We start from the raw sequence: 17,717 nt of genomic DNA on the forward strand, positions 1-17,717 counted from the left end.
CGGGGCCGCTACGCGCCCCAGCGGGAGCAAGCTCCCTCGCCACAGGGTCATCGCTGACTGATATGTGGTTGGCACAGGCTCTCTTGTGCCGACGCGAACGTCTGCACCGGGCCTTTGGTGGAGCAAATGACGGTTATCGTTAGCTGGCTAAGTTTACCCACCGTTAACAAAAAAGCCCTGCACTTTTTGTTCAGTGCAGGGCTTTGGATACCGACCTGAAGCGTAGCCTCAATAGCGGTTCGGCTCCATTTCCAGCTCGACATTGAAACGTTCGGCAATATCTTTCTGGATGCGTTGCGCCAGCTCCAGCAATTGCAGACCGGTCGCGGTGCCGTAGTTGACCAGCACCAGCGCCTGCAATTTATGCACGCCGGCATCGGCCTCGCGGAAACCTTTCCAGCCAGCGCGCTCGATCAACCAGCCGGCGGCCAGTTTCATCTGCCCGTCCGCTTGCGCATAGGCCACCAGATCCGGGTGCTGCGCCTTGATCTGCTCGACCAGTGCGGCCGACACCAGTGGATTCTTGAAGAAACTGCCGGCATTGCCGAGCACCGCCGGGTCCGGCAGTTTTTCGCTGCGGATACTGCAGATTGCGCGGCTGACGTCGCTCGGCGTTGGTTGCTCAATGCCCTGCTCAGCCAGGCGCTGGCGCACCGGGCCGTATTCCAAATGCAGATGCGCGACACGATCAAGCTTGAAGCGCACCCGCAGGATCAGCCAACGTCCCGGCTGCTGCTTGAACAGACTGTCGCGGTAGGCGAAGTTGCACTCCTCCAGGCTGAAGTCGCGCAGTTCGCCGGTCTGGCGGTTCAGCGCGGTCAGCCCGGCGAACACATCCTTGATCTCAACGCCGTAGGCGCCGATGTTCTGCATCGGCGCCGCGCCAACAGTGCCGGGGATCAGGCTGAGGTTTTCCAGGCCGGAAAAACCCTGCGCCAGCGTGTGCTGCACGAACGGATGCCACGGCTCGCCGGCCTCGGCTTCGATCACTACACGGTTGCCGTCGTCACTGATCAGCCGAATGCCTCGGGTCGCCATGCGCAGCACCAGCGCCGGAATATCTGCAGTCAGCAGCAGGTTGCTGCCGCCGCCGATCACCAGCAACGGCACGTCATGGGCAGTCGCGTAGGCCAGCGCTTCGCGGACGTCGGCGTCGCTGTGCGCCTCGGCGAACAACTGCGCGCGAACGTCGACGCCAAAACTGTTGAACGGTTTCAGCGAAACCTGTGATTGAAGCTGCAAACTCATAACCGGCCCTTCACTTCGATCAACAGTTGGTCACACGCCGCTTCGATCAGGTCCAGCACCTGCTCGAAGCCCTGATCGCCGTCGTAGTACGGATCCGGCACTTCATCGACCACACCGGCGTAACGGCGCAGGAACAGGTCCAGTTCGGCCTTGCCGGTGGACGGTTGCAAGGCCTTGAGGTTGCGCAGATTGCTGTGGTCCATGGCCAGAATCAGGTCGTAACTGGCGAAATCGGCACGGCTGACCTGCTGCGCGCGTTGCGCCGACAGGTCATAACCGCGCACTTTGGCTGCGGCCTGGCTGCGTTTGTCCGGCGGATTGCCGACGTGCCAGTCACCGGTGCCGGCGGAGGCCACTTCGACCTGATCCGCCAGCCCCGCTGCGCGCAGTTTGTGGCGCAACACGCCTTCAGCGGTGGGCGAACGGCAGATGTTGCCCAGGCACACGAACAGAACGCGCATCAGGCCTCCAGCAGGCGACGAACGCGCTCGAGGTCTTCAACGGTGTCGACCCCGGTTGGCGGCGCGATCAACGCATCGGCCACATGAATCCGCACGCCATGCCACAGAGCACGCAGCTGTTCCAGCGATTCAGTGTTTTCCAGCCAGCACGGGCCCCAGCTCACAAAGTCCTGAAGGAAGCCGGCGCGGTAGGCATAAATGCCGATGTGGCGACGGTATGGCACGCCTTCCGGCAACACGTCACGGCTCTTGGCGAAAGCATCGCGGGCCCACGGCAAGGTGGCGCGACTGAAGGTCAGCGCCAGACCGTTAGTGTCGCTGACGACCTTGACTACGTTGGGGTTGAACAGGGTTTCAACGTCTTCGATCGGCTCGGCCAGGGTGGCCATGCGCGCTTCGGTGTGGGCCGCGAGGTTGGCGGCGACCTGGTCGATCACGCTTGGCGGGATCAACGGTTCATCGCCTTGCACGTTGACCACGATCGCGTCCGGCGCAAGGCCCAGCTTCGCCGCGACTTCCGCGAGGCGGTCAGTCCCGGAATTGTGATCTTCACGGGTCAGCACCACTTCCGCGCCGAACGCCTTGCAGGCCTCGACGATGCGCGCATCGTCAGTCGCAACCACCACGCGGCTGGCGCTGCTTTTGCTCGCCTGTTCCCAGACGTGCTGAATCATCGGCTTGCCGGCGATATCCAGCAGTGGTTTGCCCGGCAGGCGGGTCGAGGCGTAGCGCGACGGGATGACAACGGTGAAGGCGGTGGTCATTTATCCAGACGCTCGTCGGTGGTCAGGGTGCGCGCTTCGCTTTCGAGCATCACCGGGATGCCGTCGCGGATCGGATAGGCCAGCCCGGCCCCCTTGCTGATCAGTTCGGTCTTGTCGGCGCTGAGCTTGAGCGGGCCTTTGCAGATCGGGCACGCGAGGATATCGAGCAATTTGGTGTCCATGAACATTCCCTGGATAAAGAGTTAAGGCAAAAGACGATTGGGCAACAGGCGCATCAACTGGGTGTCGAACCAGGCCACGAAGGCCGGTGACGGCACGGCATCGACCGCCAGATACCACCAGTCGTCAGCCGCGAAGGCACGGCACTTCACCGCATCCTTCTCGGTCATCACCAACGGCAATGACGGTGTGAAATTCAAGGCCTGCACGCTGTACTCGGCGTGGTCGGCAAACGCATGGGGGATTGCCCGCCAGTCTAGCGCTTCGAGGGTATTGAAGAAACGTTGCGGATTGCCGATCCCGGCCACCGCGTGCACTGATTGACCGGGCGCAAAATGCGCCAGCGGCTGGCGCTCGCCGCTGCGCAGATTGACCAGCGCCGTCGGCCGCAGGTGAAAGGCGAAACCCTCTTCACGATCCGCCGTGGCACCGTTGAACAGTACGCCATCGACGCTTTGCAGGCGCTCGATCGGCTCGCGCAACGGGCCTGCCGGCAGGCAGCGTTTGTTGCCCAAACCTCGGGCGGCGTCGATCAGTACCAGCTCCAGATCCCGCGCCAGACGGTAATGCTGCATGCCGTCGTCGGAGAGGATCAGATCCAGCGGTTCACTGGCGAGCAAGGCTTTGACCGCTGCGCTGCGATCAGGGTCGATCATCAGCGGTACGCCGGTGCGCTGCACGATCAACAGCGGTTCGTCGCCGGCGATATCGGCGCCCTGCTCGGCGGTGACCCGCCATGGCAGTTGCGGTGGTTTGGCGCCGTAACCACGGCTGACCACGCCAACGCGCAGGCCGGCACGGCGGCAATGCTCGATCAACCACAGGATCATCGGCGTCTTGCCGGTGCCACCCACCGTGATGTTGCCGACCACGATCAACGGCACCGGCGGCTGATAGATCGGGCCTTCACCGTCGAGAAAACGCTGGCGCTTGTTGACCACCACGTGGCGGTAGAGCATTTCCAGCGGCCGCAGCAGCGTCAGGGCCGGATGCCCCTGATACCAAGCGGCGAGCAAACGATCGGACAGGCTCATCAGGATTTGGGCGCCGCCTCGACCGTGGTCATGCGCAGATGGCTGAAACCGAGCTTGCCGGCCGCATCCATGGCGGTGATCACCGATTGGTGTTGGGTCTTGCCGTCGGCACTGATCGACAACGGCATGTTGGTGTCACCGTTGGCTTCTTTCTGCATGGCTTCCATCAGCGTCGCCAGGTCGTTCTTCGGCAGAATCTTGTTGTTCACCGAGAACACACCTTCGGCGCTGATCGCGACGTCCAGTTGCTTGAGCTGCTGGTCTTCGGCAGGCGAGCCGCTGACCGATTCCGGCAGATCGACACGTAGCTGGGTTTCGCGGGTGAAGGTGGTGGTCACGACGAAAAACAGCAACAGGATGAAGACCACGTCGATCAGCGAAGCGAGGTTGATGTCGATCGTTTCCCGGGGTTTGCGACGGAATTTCACGCTTTGTCCCCGGCCAGATCGACGTCACGGTCGCCCTGCACCACTTCGACCAGTTTGATCGCTTCCTGCTCCATGCCCACCACCAGCTCATCGATGCGGCGCTGCAGGAAACGGTGGAAGAACACCGACGGAATACCGACCATCAGGCCAGCCGCCGTGGTAATCAGCGCCTTGGAAATACCGCCGGCCAGGACCGAGGCGTTGGTGGTCATGCCGGAACCGGTGAAGGCGCTGAAAATGTCGATCATGCCCAGTACCGTGCCCAACAGGCCCAGCAACGGCGACATGGCAGCAATGGTGCCCAGCGCGTTGACGTAACGTTCGAGCTCGTGAATCACCCGCGCCGCGGCTTCTTCGATGCATTCCTTCATGATCTCGCGACCATGCTTGGAGTTGGCCAGGCCCGCGGCGAGGATTTCACCCAGCGGCGAGTTGGCGCGCAATTCCTTGAGCTTTTCTTTATTGAGCTGCTTGTCCTTGATCCAGACCCAGACCTGGCCCAGCAGATGCTCGGGGGTGACGCGGCTGGCGCGCAGGGTCCACAGGCGCTCGGCGACAATCGCCATGGCCGCGATGGAACTCAGAATGATCGGCAACATCATCCAGCCGCCGGATTTGACCAATTCCCACACAGTGACAGTCCCCTCGAAAAAGTGCGCCACTTTACCATACCGGTTCGCGATTAAGACCCGCTGCCCCGACGACCTGATGCCGCATTCGGCGATCCCGCGATCAATGGTGTTTCACCGCCAGAAACGCCGCTGTTGACGCATCAGCCATGGCGCCTGAAAGCCGCCCAGGCGCAGATGAATGGCGCCGTGCTGCGCGCTGTCGTAGATGCGCAGCCCTTGCTGGCGATAACGCGCCAGCACCAGCGGATGCGGATGCCCGAACGAATTGCCCTGCCCCCGGGAGATCAGCACCGAATGCGGCCTCAGAGCCCGAAGCAGTGCCATTGAAGACGAACTGCGGCTGCCATGATGCGGCGCTTGCAGCCAGTGCGTCGGCCGCGCCAACGGACTCTCCAGCAGAGCCCGTTCGGCAGCCGTGTCGATATCGCCGGTCAGCAGCAGACGCTCGCCATTGGCCTCGATCTGCAACACGCAGGAGCGCTGATTGCTGTCATGGGCCGCCGACCATTGCCACAGTTGAAACCGCACCCCGTCCCACTGCCATTGACGTCCGCTTTCACAGGCTTCGGCCCGCAGGATGGCGGGCAGCCCCGGAGGATCGCCGCTGATCACCCGCGTCACTTTCAGACCCCGCGATACCGCCAGCGCACCACCGGCATGGTCGGCATCGGCATGACTGAGCAGCATCAGGTCGATGCGTTCAACCCCCAGTTTGTGCAGCGCCGGCAACACCACCCGCTTCCCCAGATCGAAATCGCCGAAACGTGGACCGGCGTCGTAGAGCAGCGTGTGATGACGCGTGCGGATCAGGATCGCCAGGCCCTGACCGACATCGAGTTGCCAGATATCAGCCAGTCCCTCGGCCACCCGCTCGCGAGGCGGCGCCAGCAAAATCAACAGCAACGGCCAGCCCAATGGTCGCAATGGCACACCGCGCGGCAACAGCAACAATACAGCCCCGAGACTGCCAATCAACAAGGTCCACCACGGCAGCGACGGTGAGATCCATGCCGGCCAGGCGCCGGCGATCACCGACAAGCCACGAAACAGCCAGTCGATCAAACCACCGGCCAGCCACAACAAGCCTGCACCGACGTAAGGCACCGGCAACAACATCGTGCCGAGCAGCGCCGGTGGCAGCACCAGCAGACTGACCCACGGCACCGCCAGCAGATTCGCCAAGGGTCCGCTGAGGCTGATCGGCAGGTTCAGCGCCAGCAACACCGGGCACAGGCCCAGCGCAATCAGCCATTGCGCGCGAGTCCAGGTCTGCCACCATGTCCACGCGCCGAGGCGCCCGCCGAAGGTAAAAATCAAAATCCCCACCGCGGCGAACGACAGCCACAAACCGGGACGCAAACTGGCCAACGGATCGAATAACAGCAGCGCATTGAATGCCAGCAACAGCGGCCACCACGCGCCGAGATGGCGAAAGCGCAGGCGCCACAACAACACCAGCCCAACCATCACGCAGGCCCGTTGCACCGGCACATCAAACCCGGCGAGCAAGCCGTAGCCGAGCGCTGCGGCAAACGCCAGCCCACAGGCCCATGGCAGCCAGGGCCAGCGCAGCGGCCACCAGCCGTAGCGCGCCAGCCCGGCGACCAGCAGATACACGACCGCCGCCAACATCCCGATGTGTTGACCGGAAATCACCAGCAGATGCACGGTGCCGGTGTCCTGCAGGATCTGCCAATCCTCGCGACTGAGCCCGGAGCCGTCACCGAGCACCAGCGCCGCCAATGCACCGCCCCGGCCCTGCGTGTCCACTTCAAGCAAGCGCTGGCGAATGCTGCCGCGCCACGCCCAACCTGCCTCGGCCAGGCGCTGACCGTCCTTGATCGTGCCGGTCGCGCCGATGCGTTGCGCCAGTAGCCACGCTTCGTAATCGAACGCATCGGGATTGAGCAGGCCACTCGGGCGCTTGAGCTTCACCGCCAGCCGCCAACGCTCGCCGCTGTTGAGCGGCGGCCCGGCGTGCCACGCCAGACGCATCAACGACGGCAATTTCTCGTGTCGCGAGCGGGCATCGGCCAACTCGAATCGCACCACGCCCTCGCTGGTTTGCGGCAAACCGACCACCCGCCCTTCGACCCAACGGGTTTCGCCGTCAAGCGCTTCCGGCAGGCGATCATTCAACGCCCATTGCGCACTGACGCACGCCCAGGTGAAACCGAACAGCAGAAACGCCAGGGGATAGCTGCGAAACGGCAGCAACATCAGTCCCACCAACGGCAACAACATCATCAACCCGACCGGCGGTAAAACCGGCAAAAAAACCGGAACCAGCAGACCGACTGCCAGCGCCATCATCCCTGTGCGCATAAGCCCGTCCTTGAGAGTTCCTGCATTAGGGGTAGCTGGTATGAGGGAGGGTCGTCGTCAACAATTGTCACAAAGTCTGAATGGGCGCTTCGTAGAATCCAGACATACTTGCCGCCTTAACCGACCGAGAAGCCTTATGCCCCGGCGCTTATTCAAACGTTACATGCCCGACCCGACGAGCATCAGGGAACACAAATCCTTACGCTTTCTCGGCAAGTTGCTGCATGACCCGAACCTCTGGCACCTCAATCGTCACTCGGTGGCCCGGGCGATGGCCGTCGGCCTGTTCGCCGCGTTCCTGCCGATTCCGGCGCAGATGCTGGTGGCGGCCGCACTGGCGATCACCGTACGCGGCAACATGCCGATTGCCGTCAGCCTCGTGTGGCTGACCAACCCGATCACCATGCCGGCGGTGTTTTTCTGTACTTATCAGGCCGGAGCCTGGTTGATGAATGTGCCCGCCCGCACCCTGCCCGACTCCTTGACCTGGGAATGGATCAGCGGAGAGCTCTCGACCATGTGGCAGCCGTTTTTGCTGGGGTCGGTGGTATGCGGACTGCTTCTGGGCATCCTCGCCTACTTCACGGTGATGCTGTACTGGCGCTGGTGGGTGGCGCGGCAATGGGCGCGGCGCAAAAAAAACCGCATGCATTGAATGCAAAACGGCCTCCGCAGTGGGAGGCCGTTTTTTGTAGCGTCTGAATGGGCCCCATCGCGGGCAAGCCCGCTCCCACAGAATCTGGTTTGCCCGAAATTATTTGAACGACACAAATCCCTGTGGGAGCGGGCTTGCCCGCGATGGCAGCGACGTGGTATCGGATCAGGTCCGCATTCCGCGCCCACTCACCAGCAACCGCGCACAACCGAGGTACAACACCACGGTCGCCACCAGCATGAAGGTGATCGCGATACCGATGCGGATATCCGACACCCCGAGAATGCCGTAGCGGAAGGCGTTGACCATGTGCAGCACCGGATTGGCCAGCGACACGGTCTGCCAGAACGGCGGCAGCAAGGTGATCGAATAGAACACGCCACCGAGGTAGGTCAGCGGCGTCAGCACAAACGTCGGGATGATCGAAATATCATCGAAGTTGCGCGCAAACACCGCGTTGATGAAGCCCAGCAGCGAGAAGATCGTCGCGGTCAGAATCACCACCAACAAGGTCACGCCGAGGTGATGCACCTGCAGATGGGTGAAGAACAGCGACAGGATGGTCACGATCACCCCGACCATCAGACCACGCAGCACGCCGCCGATGGTGTAGCCGATCAGAATGGTGTGCGGCGACACCGGCGAGACCATCAGTTCCTCGATGGAACGCTGAAACTTGCTGCCGAAGAAGCTCGAGACCACGTTGCCGTAGGAGTTGGTAATCACCGACATCATGATCAGCCCCGGCACAATGTACTCCATGTAACTGAAGCCTCCCATGCCGCCGATCTGCTTGCCGATCAGGTTACCGAAGATCACGAAATACAGAACCATGGTGATCGCCGGCGGCAGCAGGGTCTGCGGCCAGATCCGGGTAAAACGCCGGACTTCACGGTAAACGATGGTATTGAGGGCGACGAGGTTGGGGCGCAATTCGGAACTCATACCGCCACCTTCGACAGATTTTTCTCCACCAGGGACACGAACAGCTCCTCGAGGCGATTGGTCTTGTTACGCAGGCTCAACACTTCGATGTTCTGTTGCGCCAACTGAGTGAACAGCGCGGTGATGCCCATGGATTTGTCGACCTGGACCTCCAGCGTATGGCCGTCGAGCAACCGCGCGGGATAGCCGATCAATTGTGGCGCAGCGTGCAAGTCGTTTTTCAGATCCAGCAGGAAGGTCTCGACGTGCAACTGGCCCAGCAGTTGTTTCATGCTGGTGTTCTCGACGATGGTGCCGTGGTCGATGATGCCGATGTTGCGGCACAACTGCTCAGCCTCCTCCAGATAGTGCGTGGTGAGGATGATGGTGATGCCTTTCTGGTTCAGCTCGGTGAGGAATGTCCACATCGAACGACGCAGTTCGATGTCGACGCCTGCGGTCGGCTCATCAAGGATCAGCAGGCGCGGCTCATGCACCAGGGCGCGGGCAATCATCAGACGCCGCTTCATGCCGCCGGACAGCGAGCGCGACGGCACATCGCGCTTGTCCCACAGGCCAAGCTGGGTCAGGTACTGCTCGGCGCGCTCCTTGGCGACTTTCGCCGGAATGCCGTAGTAACCGGCCTGGGTCACGACGATGTCGAAGGTCTTTTCGAACTGGTTGAAGTTGAATTCCTGGGGCACCACGCCGATCGAGCGCTTGAGCGCGGCGGGGTTCTTGTCCAGGTCATGACCGAAGATATTCACCGTGCCGCTGGTCTTGTTGACCAGGGTCGAGAGAATGCCGATGGTCGTGGATTTGCCCGCGCCATTGGGGCCGAGCAAGGCGAAAAAGTCACCTTCGGCGACGTCCAGATCGATACCACTCAAGGCCTGGAACCCGTTGCCGTAGGTTTTGGTTAGCTGCCGGATGGACAGAGCGGAACTCATATCGGATTTACGCACCAAGAAGGGAAGAAAAGGAAAGATTGGGCCGGGCGGCGAACAAAACAACCACGGCGCGTGAACGCAATGGTGCTTGCCGCCGCCACACAAGTACAGTCAAGAGTGTCGATAGTTATTATCAAGTCAACGCGGTCATGACCGCTTTCTGATAAGCCGGACGCTGCTTCAAACGTGCGTACCAGACCTCCAGATGCGGCTGCGCGGCACGGTCGATGGGCATCTCGAACCAGGCATAAATGAAACTGCCGAGGGGAATATCGCCCATGCCGATTTCGCGGCCGGACAGGTATGGCTGGCTGGCGAGGGCCTGATCGGCCATGGCCAGCAGCGCCGTGCATTCTTTGATCGCGGCGTTGATCGCCGGCCAATCCTGCTTGTCCGCTGGCGTACGCAGCACACCCCAGAACACGGTACGGAAAGGTCCGGCAAAACTCGAGGTGGTCCAGTCCATCCATTTGTCGGCGATGGCCCGGGCTTGCAGGTCTGCCGGAAACCATTGGCTGTTCGGCGCATGTTTGGCCAGCAGGTAACGGACGATCGCATTCGATTCCCACAGCACGAAGCCGTCATCCTCGATCACCGGGACCCGGCCGTTCGGGTTCATCGCACGATATTCAGGTGTGTCGACCACCCCGAAGGCGCCACCGGCGTCAATCGCCTCGTAAGCCAGGCCCAGCTCCTCAGCGGCCCACAGTGGCTTCCTGACATTCGATGAGTTTTTCCGTCCCCAGATCTTCAGCATGACCGCCTCTTTTCCAATGCGTGGGCAGGCAGCATACGCCGGATCATGTGCGGCTCAAATCACTCTGCATATCACCCAGCACCTTCGCCTGATGTTCGCCGAACAGGTGCGGGTAGCACTTTTCCAGATGTTCGAAGAAGAACTGTTCCGGCACGTCGGCGAACTGCCCGTGATCGACCAGATACTCCATCAGCAACGCGCCGTCTCGGTTGTACGGGTGGAAAACGCTGTCATGGATGCCGTCGAACTCCAACGGTGCGACGTTGAACAGTTCGCAGAGTTGCTGGTTGAAGGCCGGCGTGGCCTTGACCCAACGGTCGTTAAGGAACAGCTCGGTGTAGCCGTGCATGGCGAACACATCGCTACGCAGCAGTTCCAGCAACCGCGGGGTCGACAGGTGATTCCTGACGTCGGCCAGACCGATACGCGCCGGGATGCCGCAATGCCGCGCACACCCGGCCAGCAAGGTGGCCTTGGGCACGCAATAACTTTCTCCGGTCGCCAACGCATGGCTGCCACACAGGGTCTGCGGGTCGAGGCTGAACGTGTACGGGTTGTAACGCACTGCTTCGCGCACGGCGTAATAGAGACCGAGCGCCTGCTCGAGCGGGTCGCGGCTGGCACCGCGGTGTTGTTCGGCGAACTCCACCACCGCCGGGTGGTCACTATCGATGAAGCGGCCGGGACTCAGATACTCGCGCATGACGATGTTCTCCTGGGGGAGCCCCGAGTCTAGCGACAGCTCAAGCACAGAGATAACGACGTTTCGGCCAAACATGCACGCGAAGATGCGGGAACGGCGAACGATTTCCCACGGGTGTTGCCCACCGAACCTACGAAAACCATCCGGGGTTTCCCACGAGTTCAATCACCATGTTCTGACCACCCGTTTTACAGATGCCGTCTAAGCTCTGGTGGGTCGGTTGGCCTTGGTTCACGGAGGATTACATATGCTGTTGTTGTGGATACTGGTTCTGATCGTCGGTGTGGCGTACCTCGCTCACCGCCGCATCGCCCCGCTGCCCGCGTTGGGCATCGTCGCCATTTACCTGCTGGCGATGGGTATTTTCAGCCATGCTCCGGGCTGGTTGCTGCTGGTGCTGTGGGTCGTGCTCGCAGTGGTTGCCGCGCCGTTGCTGCTGCCCGACCTGCGCCGCAAGCACTTCACCGCGCCGCTGTTCAACTGGTTCCAGAAAACCCTGCCGCCGATGTCGCAGACCGAACGCGACGCGATCGATGCCGGTACCGTCTGGTGGGACGGCGAGCTGTTCAGCGGCCGTCCAGACTGGGACAAGCTGCTGTCCTACCCGAAGGCGCAACTGAGCGAAGAGGAACAGGCCTTTATCGACGGCCCCACCGAAGAGCTCTGCGCGATGGTCACTGACTGGCAGATCGGCCAGTCGATGGACCTGCCGCCAGAAGCCTGGAGCCACATCAAGGAACACGGCTTCTTCGCCCTGATCATTCCCAAGGAATTCGGTGGCAAGGGATTTTCCGCCTATGCTCACTCGCAAGTGGCGATGAAACTCGCCACCCGCAGCGGCGACCTCGCCTCCACCGTAATGGTGCCCAACTCCCTCGGCCCGGCCGAATTGCTCCTGCATTACGGCACCGACGAGCAGCGCAATCACTACCTGCCGCGGCTGGCCCGTGGCGACGATATTCCGTGCTTCGCCCTCACCGGCCCGCTGGCCGGTTCCGATGCTGGCGCCATGCCGGACACCGGGATCATCTGCAAAGGTCAATGGGACGGCCAGGAAGTCATCGGTCTGCGCCTGAACTGGGAAAAGCGCTACATCACCCTCGGCCCAGTCGCGACCCTGCTCGGTCTGGCCTTCAAGGCTTATGACCCGGAGCATCTGCTGGGCGACAAGGAAGATCTCGGTATCAGTCTGGCGCTGATCCCCACCGATACACCGGGTGTGGAAATCGGCCGTCGCCACCTACCACTGGGTGCCGCATTCATGAACGGCCCGAACTCGGGCAAAGACGTATTCATCCCGCTGGACTATCTCATCGGCGGCCAGGAAATGCTCGGCAAGGGCTGGATGATGCTGATGAACTGCCTGTCGGTCGGGCGCTCGATTTCGCTGCCAGCCGTCGGCACTGGCGCGGCCAAGTTCACCAGTCTGGTGACCGGTCAGTACGCGCAGATTCGTGAGCAGTTCAACGTTCCACTGTCGGCCTTCGAAGGCATTCAGGAAGCCATGGCGCGTATCGGCGGCAACGCCTGGATGATGGACGCCGCACGGATGCTGACTGCCAACGCAGTGGATCTGGGCGAAAAACCGTCGGTGCTGTCGGCGATTCTCAAGTACCACCTGACCGAACGCGGCCGCGAGTGCATCACCCACGCCATGGATGTGCACGGCGGCAAGGCGATCATCATGGGTCCGAACAATTACCTCGGGCGCAGCTGGAACGGCGCGCCGATCTTCATCACCGTGGAAGGCGCCAACATCCTTTCGCGCAACCTGATGATCTTCGGTCAGGGCGCCATTCGCTGCCATCCCTTCGTCCTCAAGGAAATGGCCCTCGCCGGCCGTGAAGACAAGGAACAGGCACTGAAAGAATTCGATGGCCTGCTGCTCAAGCACATCGGTTTTGCCGTCGGCAACGCCGCCAGCACCTTGGTGCTGAACCTGGGCTTTGGCCACTTCGAACATGCGCCAGGGGACAGGATCAGCCAAGGTTATTTCCGCGCACTCAATCGGCAGGCGGCAGCGTTCGCCATGCTCGCCGACTTCAGCATGATGTTGCTGGGTGGTGAACTGAAGCGGCGCGAACGCCTGTCGGCGCGTCTCGGCGATGTATTGAGCAACCTGTACCTGGCCTCCGCCGCGCTCAAGCGTTATCACGACCTGGATTCGCCGGCGCATATGGAGCCGCTGTTCCGTTGGGCGATGGAAGAAAGCCTCGGTCAGTCGGAACGGGCACTGGATGAGCTGCTGAGCAACTTCCCGAACAAAGTGTTTGGCTGCCTGCTGCGGGTGATCGTGTTCCCGTTCGGCCGTCGCCACAAAGGCCCATCGGACAAGCTCGGTGCCGAAGTGGCAGCTGTTATTGGTCGCGCCAAAGGTGATCCGACTCTCGAAGAACTGCTCGCCGGTTGCTATCGCCCGCAGTCCGCCGACGATGCCGTGGGTGCCCTGCAACACGCCAGCGATCTGCTGGGTGCCGCGCAACCCCTGCACAAGAAACTGCACACTGCGCTGAAAAGCGGCCAGGTCAAACCGGCGGCGGGCGAACACGCCATCGACGCCGCGCTGGAGGCCGGGGTGTTGCAAGCGGCGGAGGCGCAAACCCTGCGCGATGCTGAAGCGGCTCGGCGCAAGGTGATTGATGTCGATGATTTCGACAAGGAAGAACTGAAACAGGCAGAAGGCAAAGTCCGCTGATGCTGACGACCGTGTAGCTGTTTATTTGTGAAAAACGGGCGCGAGAGCTTTATACTCCCGCGCCCGTTTTGCTCTTGAGGACTTATCTCGTGTCCAACGTCGTTGCCGATCATCTGGTTTTGCTCGACCACCTGCGCAGTATCCTGGTCGCCGTAGGTGAGGCCGATCAGGTTCCCGAAGAAAGCCATGCCTTGTTCCTGGAGCGCTTTGACGAACTGCTGGCATCCCTGCCGATCGATCCGATCGAAAGCCAGTACCTGGGCCAGGACATCCTGACCCAAGTGATTACCCGCTATCCGCAAATTGCCCACCTGATCCCGCGGGATCTGCTGTGGTTCTTCGCTGGTGACTGCCTGCACTACTTGTCTGATGAAGAAATCGACCTGTATCAGGCACTGGAAGAACGTCGCTACGAAGCCGAACAGAACGACGAACCGTTCGACTGGAATCAGGAAAAACAGCTGCTGGCGATGTCTGCCCAGGACAGCAAGCACTGATTTTCTGCTCGGTTAAGAAAAGGCCCGCATGGTGATCCATGCGGGCCTTTTTATTGTTCGGCGTTTACAACAATCCTTCGCTTTCGGGCAGCTCGTAGGCCATCGCCAGATTATTCGGCGCCCCCGCCTTGCCCGGCTTGCTCAACGTCGGCTCCTTCTCCAGGCACTCCACCAGATAGTCGATGAACACCCGCAGCTTCGGCGGCAGATAACGCGTCGGTGAATGCAGCAGCCACAGCCCACCGTGATAGGACGCGAGGAATGTCCACTCCGGCAACACCTGCACAATCAGTTTCTGCTCCAGCGCATAACGCGCGGTGAAGTACGGCAAGCTGCCGATACCAATGTGCTGCAACACGGCTCCGAGCCGCACGCCGGTATGGTTGGCGGCATAGCGGCCACGCACGCCGACCGTCACTGCTTTACTGCCCTTCTTGAATTTCCAGCGGGCATCGCTCGGGGTTTCTCCCAGATAGATACAACTGTGATTGAGCAGATCATGCGGATGCGTCGGTGTGCCGTGGTCGGCCAGGTATTGCGGGGTGGCGCAGAGCAAATGGTCGATGGTCAGCAACTGTCGCCCGACCAGCCCGGCCGGCGGACGGTCCGTAATTCGAATCGCCAGGTCGACATGATCGTCAATCAAATCAACCTGGCGGTCTTCCAGCAGCAACTCGACATCGACCTTTGGATAACGCCGCAGAAACTCGGGCATGTGCGGATGAATCACGAAGCGTCCGACCGCTTTCGGCACACTGACCCGCACCAGCCCTTCTGCCTCGTGGGTGAACTGCCCACTGATCTCCATCACCGACTTGGCGGCGCTGACCATCTCCTGACAGCGCTTGAACACTTCTTCACCACCGTCACTCAGGCGCAATTTGCGCGTTGTGCGCTGCAGCAAACGCGTGGCCAGAGCCTTTTCCAGTCGGGAAATGCTGCGACTGATCGCCGACGGCGAGGAACCCAGCTGGCGGGCGGCTTCGGAGAAACTGCCGGTCTCCACGACCTTGACGAAGATCGCCATTTCACCGAGCAGTGGCAGCGGAAGATTGATGCTCACAGCGCACAAGTCCTTTGATGTTTGAACGGATTATCACGTTATTGCACGATTCATATAATAAAAAAAGACACTTTAATAAGGGCATGGAATATGACGCTTCGCCTCTTTTTCCATAGTGATGACCTCAAGGCTAATGTGGAAGTCCTCGACTGCACGCCCCACGAGAACGAATTTGCCGTGGTGTTGCGCGCCACGCTGTTTCATCCGCAAGGCGGTGGGCAGCCTTGCGATACCGGCATGATCGGCGAAAGCCAGGTGCTGCGCGTGGTCCAGGAGCCGGATCGGATCGTGCATTACGTCGACCGTCCGGTGAAACTCGGCATGACCTGCATCCACGTCGATGAACAACGTCGCCGCTACAACACCCGCATGCATTCAGCCGGGCACCTGATCGGGCATTTCGTGCAAGCGATGGGCTGGACGCCAGTCAAGGCGCACCACTGGCCAGACGAAGGTCGGGTGCAGTTCAAACCGGGCGATGCTGCTCAGGAAGTCGACGCACCAACCGTTCAATACGGTATTCGTGAGTGGATCGAACACGACCTGCCCCGCCTGACCTCGCTGCGCGAAGGCGCGCGGGAAATCGGTTTTGGCGAGCTGCCGGCCTACGGTTGTGGTGGCACCCATGTACGCAGCCTGAAGGATTTGGGCACAGTCACGATCGCTTCCCTTTCGCAGAAGAAAGGTACGTTATCCGTCCACTACAGCGTGGATTAAGCATCTCGGGCGCTGCCACGCGCAGCGTCCGGCGCCGGGGGAACCGCACTCGCCGGTTCCGTTGACTATCGATAGATGGACCTAAAACAATGATGCTAGACGTCGAGCGTCTCGATGAGACGTGCATAAAAAAACTGGCCAACGAAGAAGTCCTCGCCATCCGCGTCAAAGGCTTTCTGCCGGAGCCGCTGGCGGTTCAGCTTGGCGACAAGATTCTGGCTCCGGGCTTTGAGGGCTACATCAACGCGCCGAGCATCGGCCGCATCGGCATGGCGTTTTACGAGGCGGAAAACCAGCCGCTGCTGATCGAGGACTACTTCGAACGCGCCACCCGCAACATCGCGGAACTGCGCGAACGTTGCGCCCCCTACTCCTCGCCGGTCGATACCCTGCGCTGCATGCTCGACGAGTCCTGGCCGGCCGGCGCTCATCTGGAAAACCTCTATGGCCGCAAGATGTATGTCGGCCTGTCGCGGGTGGTCAAACCCGGTGTGTGTTTCCTCGCTCATCACGATATTTTCGCCAAGGACGCCCCGGACAGCTTTCAGGCCCGCAGCCTGGAGGCGCAGTTCGCCTGCAACGTGTACCTGAACATGCCGACCGAGGGCGGCGCACTGCAGATGTGGGACGACGACATCACCCCGGATCAGTTCGACCAGATGCGCGGCGACAGCTACGGCATCGACCCGGCGCTGCTCGGCCCACCGACTCTGGAAGTGCGGCCGGAGCCGGGCGATTTCATCATGTTCAATTCGCGCTGCATGCACTCGGTGACGCCGGGCGTAGCGGATCCGCGACTGAGCCTTTCATTCTTTGTCGGCTATCGCGGCAATGCTTCTCCCCTGACCTTCTGGAGCTGAGATGTTATCGAACTACCTGGGCGAGTTTCTGGCACTGGCCACCATTCACTTTCTGGCCGTGGTCGCTCCCGGCCCGGACTTCGCCGTGACCATCCGCCAGAGCGTACGCTTCGGCCGACTGGTGGGCATCTGCACCGCACTGGGCATCGGCGCCGGTATTTCGGTGCACGTTCTCTACACCTTGCTCGGCGTTGGCGCGCTCATGCACACCACGCCGTGGTTGCTGACCGTGGCCAAGGTGATCGGTGGCGCGTACATCTTTTACCTCGGCATCAGCCTGATTCGCAGTAAACCGAAGTCCACGCTCGAGGGTGAAAACAATACCGACGAGCCGCTGGTCGCGCAGTCACTGTTCAAGGCGTTCAGCACCGGTTTTCTGACCAATGCCACCAACCCCAAGGCCACGCTGTTTTTCCTGGCGATCTTCACCACGATCATCAGCGCCACTACCCCGCTGAATATCCAGGCGCTGTACGGGGTGTGGATGTGCTTCGTCAACGCGCTGTGGTTCGTGATCGTCGCACTGTTTTTTTCCAGCAGCCGGGTGCGGACCCTGTTCATGCGCATGGGCCATTGGTTCGAACGCAGCATGGGCGTGATCCTGATTCTGTTCGCCGGCAGGCTGGTGCTGTCGATGTAAACGCTGCGCCCAAAGACAAGGCCCGATCAGTTGCACACTGCTCGGGCCTTTTTCGTTTGTGCGCCGCTTTTGCATTTCTGTGCGACGGATCCCACTTCAGGGGCTCCCCTTCAACACCTTCGCGGTGTTAGTTTGGAAAAGATTTGTTTCAACTTTCAAACACTTCCCTTCAAATGCCTGCAAA

Annotated in this window: 19 protein-coding genes; 6 read left to right on the top strand and 13 right to left on the bottom strand. The window is 61.1% G+C overall.

What is annotated here, in order from left to right:
- Positions 1 to 228: 228 nt before the first annotated feature.
- The 8 genes from murB to B1722_RS21360 all read right to left on the bottom strand — a co-directional run bounded on the left by murB (position 229) and on the right by B1722_RS21360 (position 7,072).
- Positions 229 to 1,248 carry a UDP-N-acetylmuramate dehydrogenase gene (gene murB, locus B1722_RS21325; RefSeq protein WP_041069128.1) on the bottom strand — a complete coding sequence of 340 codons (1,020 nt, stop codon included), beginning with the start codon at positions 1,246 to 1,248 and terminating at the stop codon, positions 229 to 231.
- On the bottom strand, positions 1,245 to 1,709 hold the full coding sequence (locus tag B1722_RS21330; protein WP_041069125.1) for a low molecular weight protein-tyrosine-phosphatase: 465 nt from the start codon (positions 1,707 to 1,709) through the stop codon (positions 1,245 to 1,247). Before B1722_RS21330 ends, murB begins: the two co-directional genes overlap by 4 nt.
- Positions 1,709 to 2,473: a 3-deoxy-manno-octulosonate cytidylyltransferase gene (gene kdsB, locus B1722_RS21335; protein ID WP_041069122.1), complete on the bottom strand. Its 765-nt coding sequence runs from the start codon at positions 2,471 to 2,473 to the stop codon at positions 1,709 to 1,711. Before kdsB ends, B1722_RS21330 begins: the two co-directional genes overlap by 1 nt.
- A complete protein-coding gene (locus tag B1722_RS21340; protein WP_003174668.1) occupies positions 2,470 to 2,655 on the bottom strand; it encodes a Trm112 family protein in 186 nt (61 codons plus the stop codon). The genes kdsB and B1722_RS21340 overlap by 4 nt, the downstream gene beginning before the upstream one ends.
- A gap of 21 nt (positions 2,656 to 2,676) precedes the next feature.
- Entirely contained in the window at positions 2,677 to 3,687 is a 1,011-nt protein-coding gene (lpxK, locus tag B1722_RS21345) for a tetraacyldisaccharide 4'-kinase (RefSeq protein ID WP_086794192.1), read from the bottom strand.
- On the bottom strand, positions 3,687 to 4,115 hold the full coding sequence (locus B1722_RS21350) for a biopolymer transporter ExbD (RefSeq protein ID WP_027612340.1): 429 nt from the start codon (positions 4,113 to 4,115) through the stop codon (positions 3,687 to 3,689). The genes lpxK and B1722_RS21350 overlap by 1 nt, the downstream gene beginning before the upstream one ends.
- Positions 4,112 to 4,747, bottom strand: coding sequence for a MotA/TolQ/ExbB proton channel family protein (locus tag B1722_RS21355; RefSeq protein ID WP_003227083.1), 636 nt, complete (start codon positions 4,745 to 4,747; stop codon positions 4,112 to 4,114). The genes B1722_RS21350 and B1722_RS21355 overlap by 4 nt, the downstream gene beginning before the upstream one ends.
- 111 nt (positions 4,748 to 4,858) lie before the next feature.
- Entirely contained in the window at positions 4,859 to 7,072 is a 2,214-nt protein-coding gene (locus B1722_RS21360) for a DNA internalization-related competence protein ComEC/Rec2 (protein WP_086794193.1), read from the bottom strand.
- Positions 7,073 to 7,208: 136 nt separating this feature from the next.
- Between B1722_RS21360 and B1722_RS21365 the strand changes: the two genes are divergently transcribed.
- The gene (locus B1722_RS21365) at positions 7,209 to 7,727 is read left to right on the top strand and encodes a DUF2062 domain-containing protein (RefSeq protein WP_041069099.1); all 519 of its coding nucleotides are present in this window, start codon (positions 7,209 to 7,211) and stop codon (positions 7,725 to 7,727) included.
- A gap of 165 nt (positions 7,728 to 7,892) precedes the next feature.
- Here B1722_RS21365 and B1722_RS21370 read toward each other — a convergent pair whose 3' ends face one another.
- The 4 genes from B1722_RS21370 to B1722_RS21385 all read right to left on the bottom strand — a co-directional run bounded on the left by B1722_RS21370 (position 7,893) and on the right by B1722_RS21385 (position 11,061).
- Entirely contained in the window at positions 7,893 to 8,672 is a 780-nt protein-coding gene (locus B1722_RS21370) for an ABC transporter permease (RefSeq protein WP_041069097.1), read from the bottom strand.
- Positions 8,669 to 9,601 (bottom strand): ABC transporter ATP-binding protein, encoded by a 933-nt coding sequence (locus tag B1722_RS21375; RefSeq protein ID WP_041069096.1) that lies wholly within the window; start codon positions 9,599 to 9,601, stop codon positions 8,669 to 8,671. The genes B1722_RS21370 and B1722_RS21375 overlap by 4 nt, the downstream gene beginning before the upstream one ends.
- Before the next feature lie 133 nt (positions 9,602 to 9,734).
- Entirely contained in the window at positions 9,735 to 10,358 is a 624-nt protein-coding gene (locus B1722_RS21380; RefSeq protein ID WP_041069094.1) for a glutathione S-transferase family protein, read from the bottom strand.
- 43 nt (positions 10,359 to 10,401) lie between these two features.
- Entirely contained in the window at positions 10,402 to 11,061 is a 660-nt protein-coding gene (locus tag B1722_RS21385) for a transglutaminase family protein (RefSeq protein WP_041069092.1), read from the bottom strand.
- A 247-nt stretch (positions 11,062 to 11,308) separates the two neighbouring features.
- Here B1722_RS21385 and B1722_RS21390 point away from each other — a divergent pair, with 247 nt between their 5' ends.
- Together B1722_RS21390 and B1722_RS21395 are read left to right on the top strand one after the other, a co-directional pair.
- Positions 11,309 to 13,756 carry an acyl-CoA dehydrogenase gene (locus tag B1722_RS21390; protein ID WP_047295702.1) on the top strand — a complete coding sequence of 816 codons (2,448 nt, stop codon included), beginning with the start codon at positions 11,309 to 11,311 and terminating at the stop codon, positions 13,754 to 13,756.
- Between the two features lie 89 nt (positions 13,757 to 13,845).
- Positions 13,846 to 14,253, top strand: coding sequence for a PA2817 family protein (locus B1722_RS21395; protein ID WP_041069086.1), 408 nt, complete (start codon positions 13,846 to 13,848; stop codon positions 14,251 to 14,253).
- 64 nt (positions 14,254 to 14,317) lie between these two features.
- Here B1722_RS21395 and B1722_RS21400 read toward each other — a convergent pair whose 3' ends face one another.
- Positions 14,318 to 15,316: a LysR family transcriptional regulator gene (locus tag B1722_RS21400; RefSeq protein ID WP_041069083.1), complete on the bottom strand. Its 999-nt coding sequence runs from the start codon at positions 15,314 to 15,316 to the stop codon at positions 14,318 to 14,320.
- 90 nt (positions 15,317 to 15,406) lie between these two features.
- On the opposite strand from B1722_RS21400, the gene B1722_RS21405 reads away from it, so the two are divergent.
- From B1722_RS21405 to B1722_RS21415, 3 genes are all read left to right on the top strand, one after another.
- Positions 15,407 to 16,033, top strand: a complete 627-nt coding sequence (locus tag B1722_RS21405; protein ID WP_041069080.1) for a serine-tRNA(Ala) deacylase AlaX — start codon at positions 15,407 to 15,409, stop codon at positions 16,031 to 16,033.
- A gap of 89 nt (positions 16,034 to 16,122) precedes the next feature.
- Positions 16,123 to 16,893 carry a 2OG-Fe(II) oxygenase gene (locus B1722_RS21410; RefSeq protein WP_041069077.1) on the top strand — a complete coding sequence of 257 codons (771 nt, stop codon included), beginning with the start codon at positions 16,123 to 16,125 and terminating at the stop codon, positions 16,891 to 16,893.
- Between the two features lies 1 nt (position 16,894).
- Positions 16,895 to 17,533 carry a LysE family translocator gene (locus B1722_RS21415; RefSeq protein ID WP_041069074.1) on the top strand — a complete coding sequence of 213 codons (639 nt, stop codon included), beginning with the start codon at positions 16,895 to 16,897 and terminating at the stop codon, positions 17,531 to 17,533.
- Positions 17,534 to 17,717 lie beyond the last annotated feature (184 nt).

The sequence above is a fragment of the Pseudomonas sp. SCPG-7 genome (genome assembly GCF_002156405.1).
GTDB classification, from domain to species: domain Bacteria; phylum Pseudomonadota; class Gammaproteobacteria; order Pseudomonadales; family Pseudomonadaceae; genus Aquipseudomonas; species Aquipseudomonas parakoreensis.

Coding starts and splice junctions, on each gene's coding strand:
- B1722_RS21415 (WP_041069074.1), top strand. CDS start 16,895: ATGTTATCGAACTACCTGGGCGAGTTTCTGGCACTGGCCACCATTCAC.
- kdsB (WP_041069122.1), bottom strand. CDS start 2,473: ATGACCACCGCCTTCACCGTTGTCATCCCGTCGCGCTACGCCTCGACC.
- B1722_RS21340 (WP_003174668.1), bottom strand. CDS start 2,655: ATGGACACCAAATTGCTCGATATCCTCGCGTGCCCGATCTGCAAAGGC.
- B1722_RS21405 (WP_041069080.1), top strand. CDS start 15,407: ATGACGCTTCGCCTCTTTTTCCATAGTGATGACCTCAAGGCTAATGTG.
- B1722_RS21365 (WP_041069099.1), top strand. CDS start 7,209: ATGCCCCGGCGCTTATTCAAACGTTACATGCCCGACCCGACGAGCATC.
- B1722_RS21380 (WP_041069094.1), bottom strand. CDS start 10,358: ATGCTGAAGATCTGGGGACGGAAAAACTCATCGAATGTCAGGAAGCCA.
- B1722_RS21390 (WP_047295702.1), top strand. CDS start 11,309: ATGCTGTTGTTGTGGATACTGGTTCTGATCGTCGGTGTGGCGTACCTC.
- B1722_RS21410 (WP_041069077.1), top strand. CDS start 16,123: ATGATGCTAGACGTCGAGCGTCTCGATGAGACGTGCATAAAAAAACTG.
- B1722_RS21375 (WP_041069096.1), bottom strand. CDS start 9,601: ATGAGTTCCGCTCTGTCCATCCGGCAGCTAACCAAAACCTACGGCAAC.
- B1722_RS21330 (WP_041069125.1), bottom strand. CDS start 1,709: ATGCGCGTTCTGTTCGTGTGCCTGGGCAACATCTGCCGTTCGCCCACC.
- B1722_RS21370 (WP_041069097.1), bottom strand. CDS start 8,672: ATGAGTTCCGAATTGCGCCCCAACCTCGTCGCCCTCAATACCATCGTT.
- B1722_RS21360 (WP_086794193.1), bottom strand. CDS start 7,072: ATGCGCACAGGGATGATGGCGCTGGCAGTCGGTCTGCTGGTTCCGGTT.
- B1722_RS21385 (WP_041069092.1), bottom strand. CDS start 11,061: ATGCGCGAGTATCTGAGTCCCGGCCGCTTCATCGATAGTGACCACCCG.
- lpxK (WP_086794192.1), bottom strand. CDS start 3,687: ATGAGCCTGTCCGATCGTTTGCTCGCCGCTTGGTATCAGGGGCATCCG.
- murB (WP_041069128.1), bottom strand. CDS start 1,248: ATGAGTTTGCAGCTTCAATCACAGGTTTCGCTGAAACCGTTCAACAGT.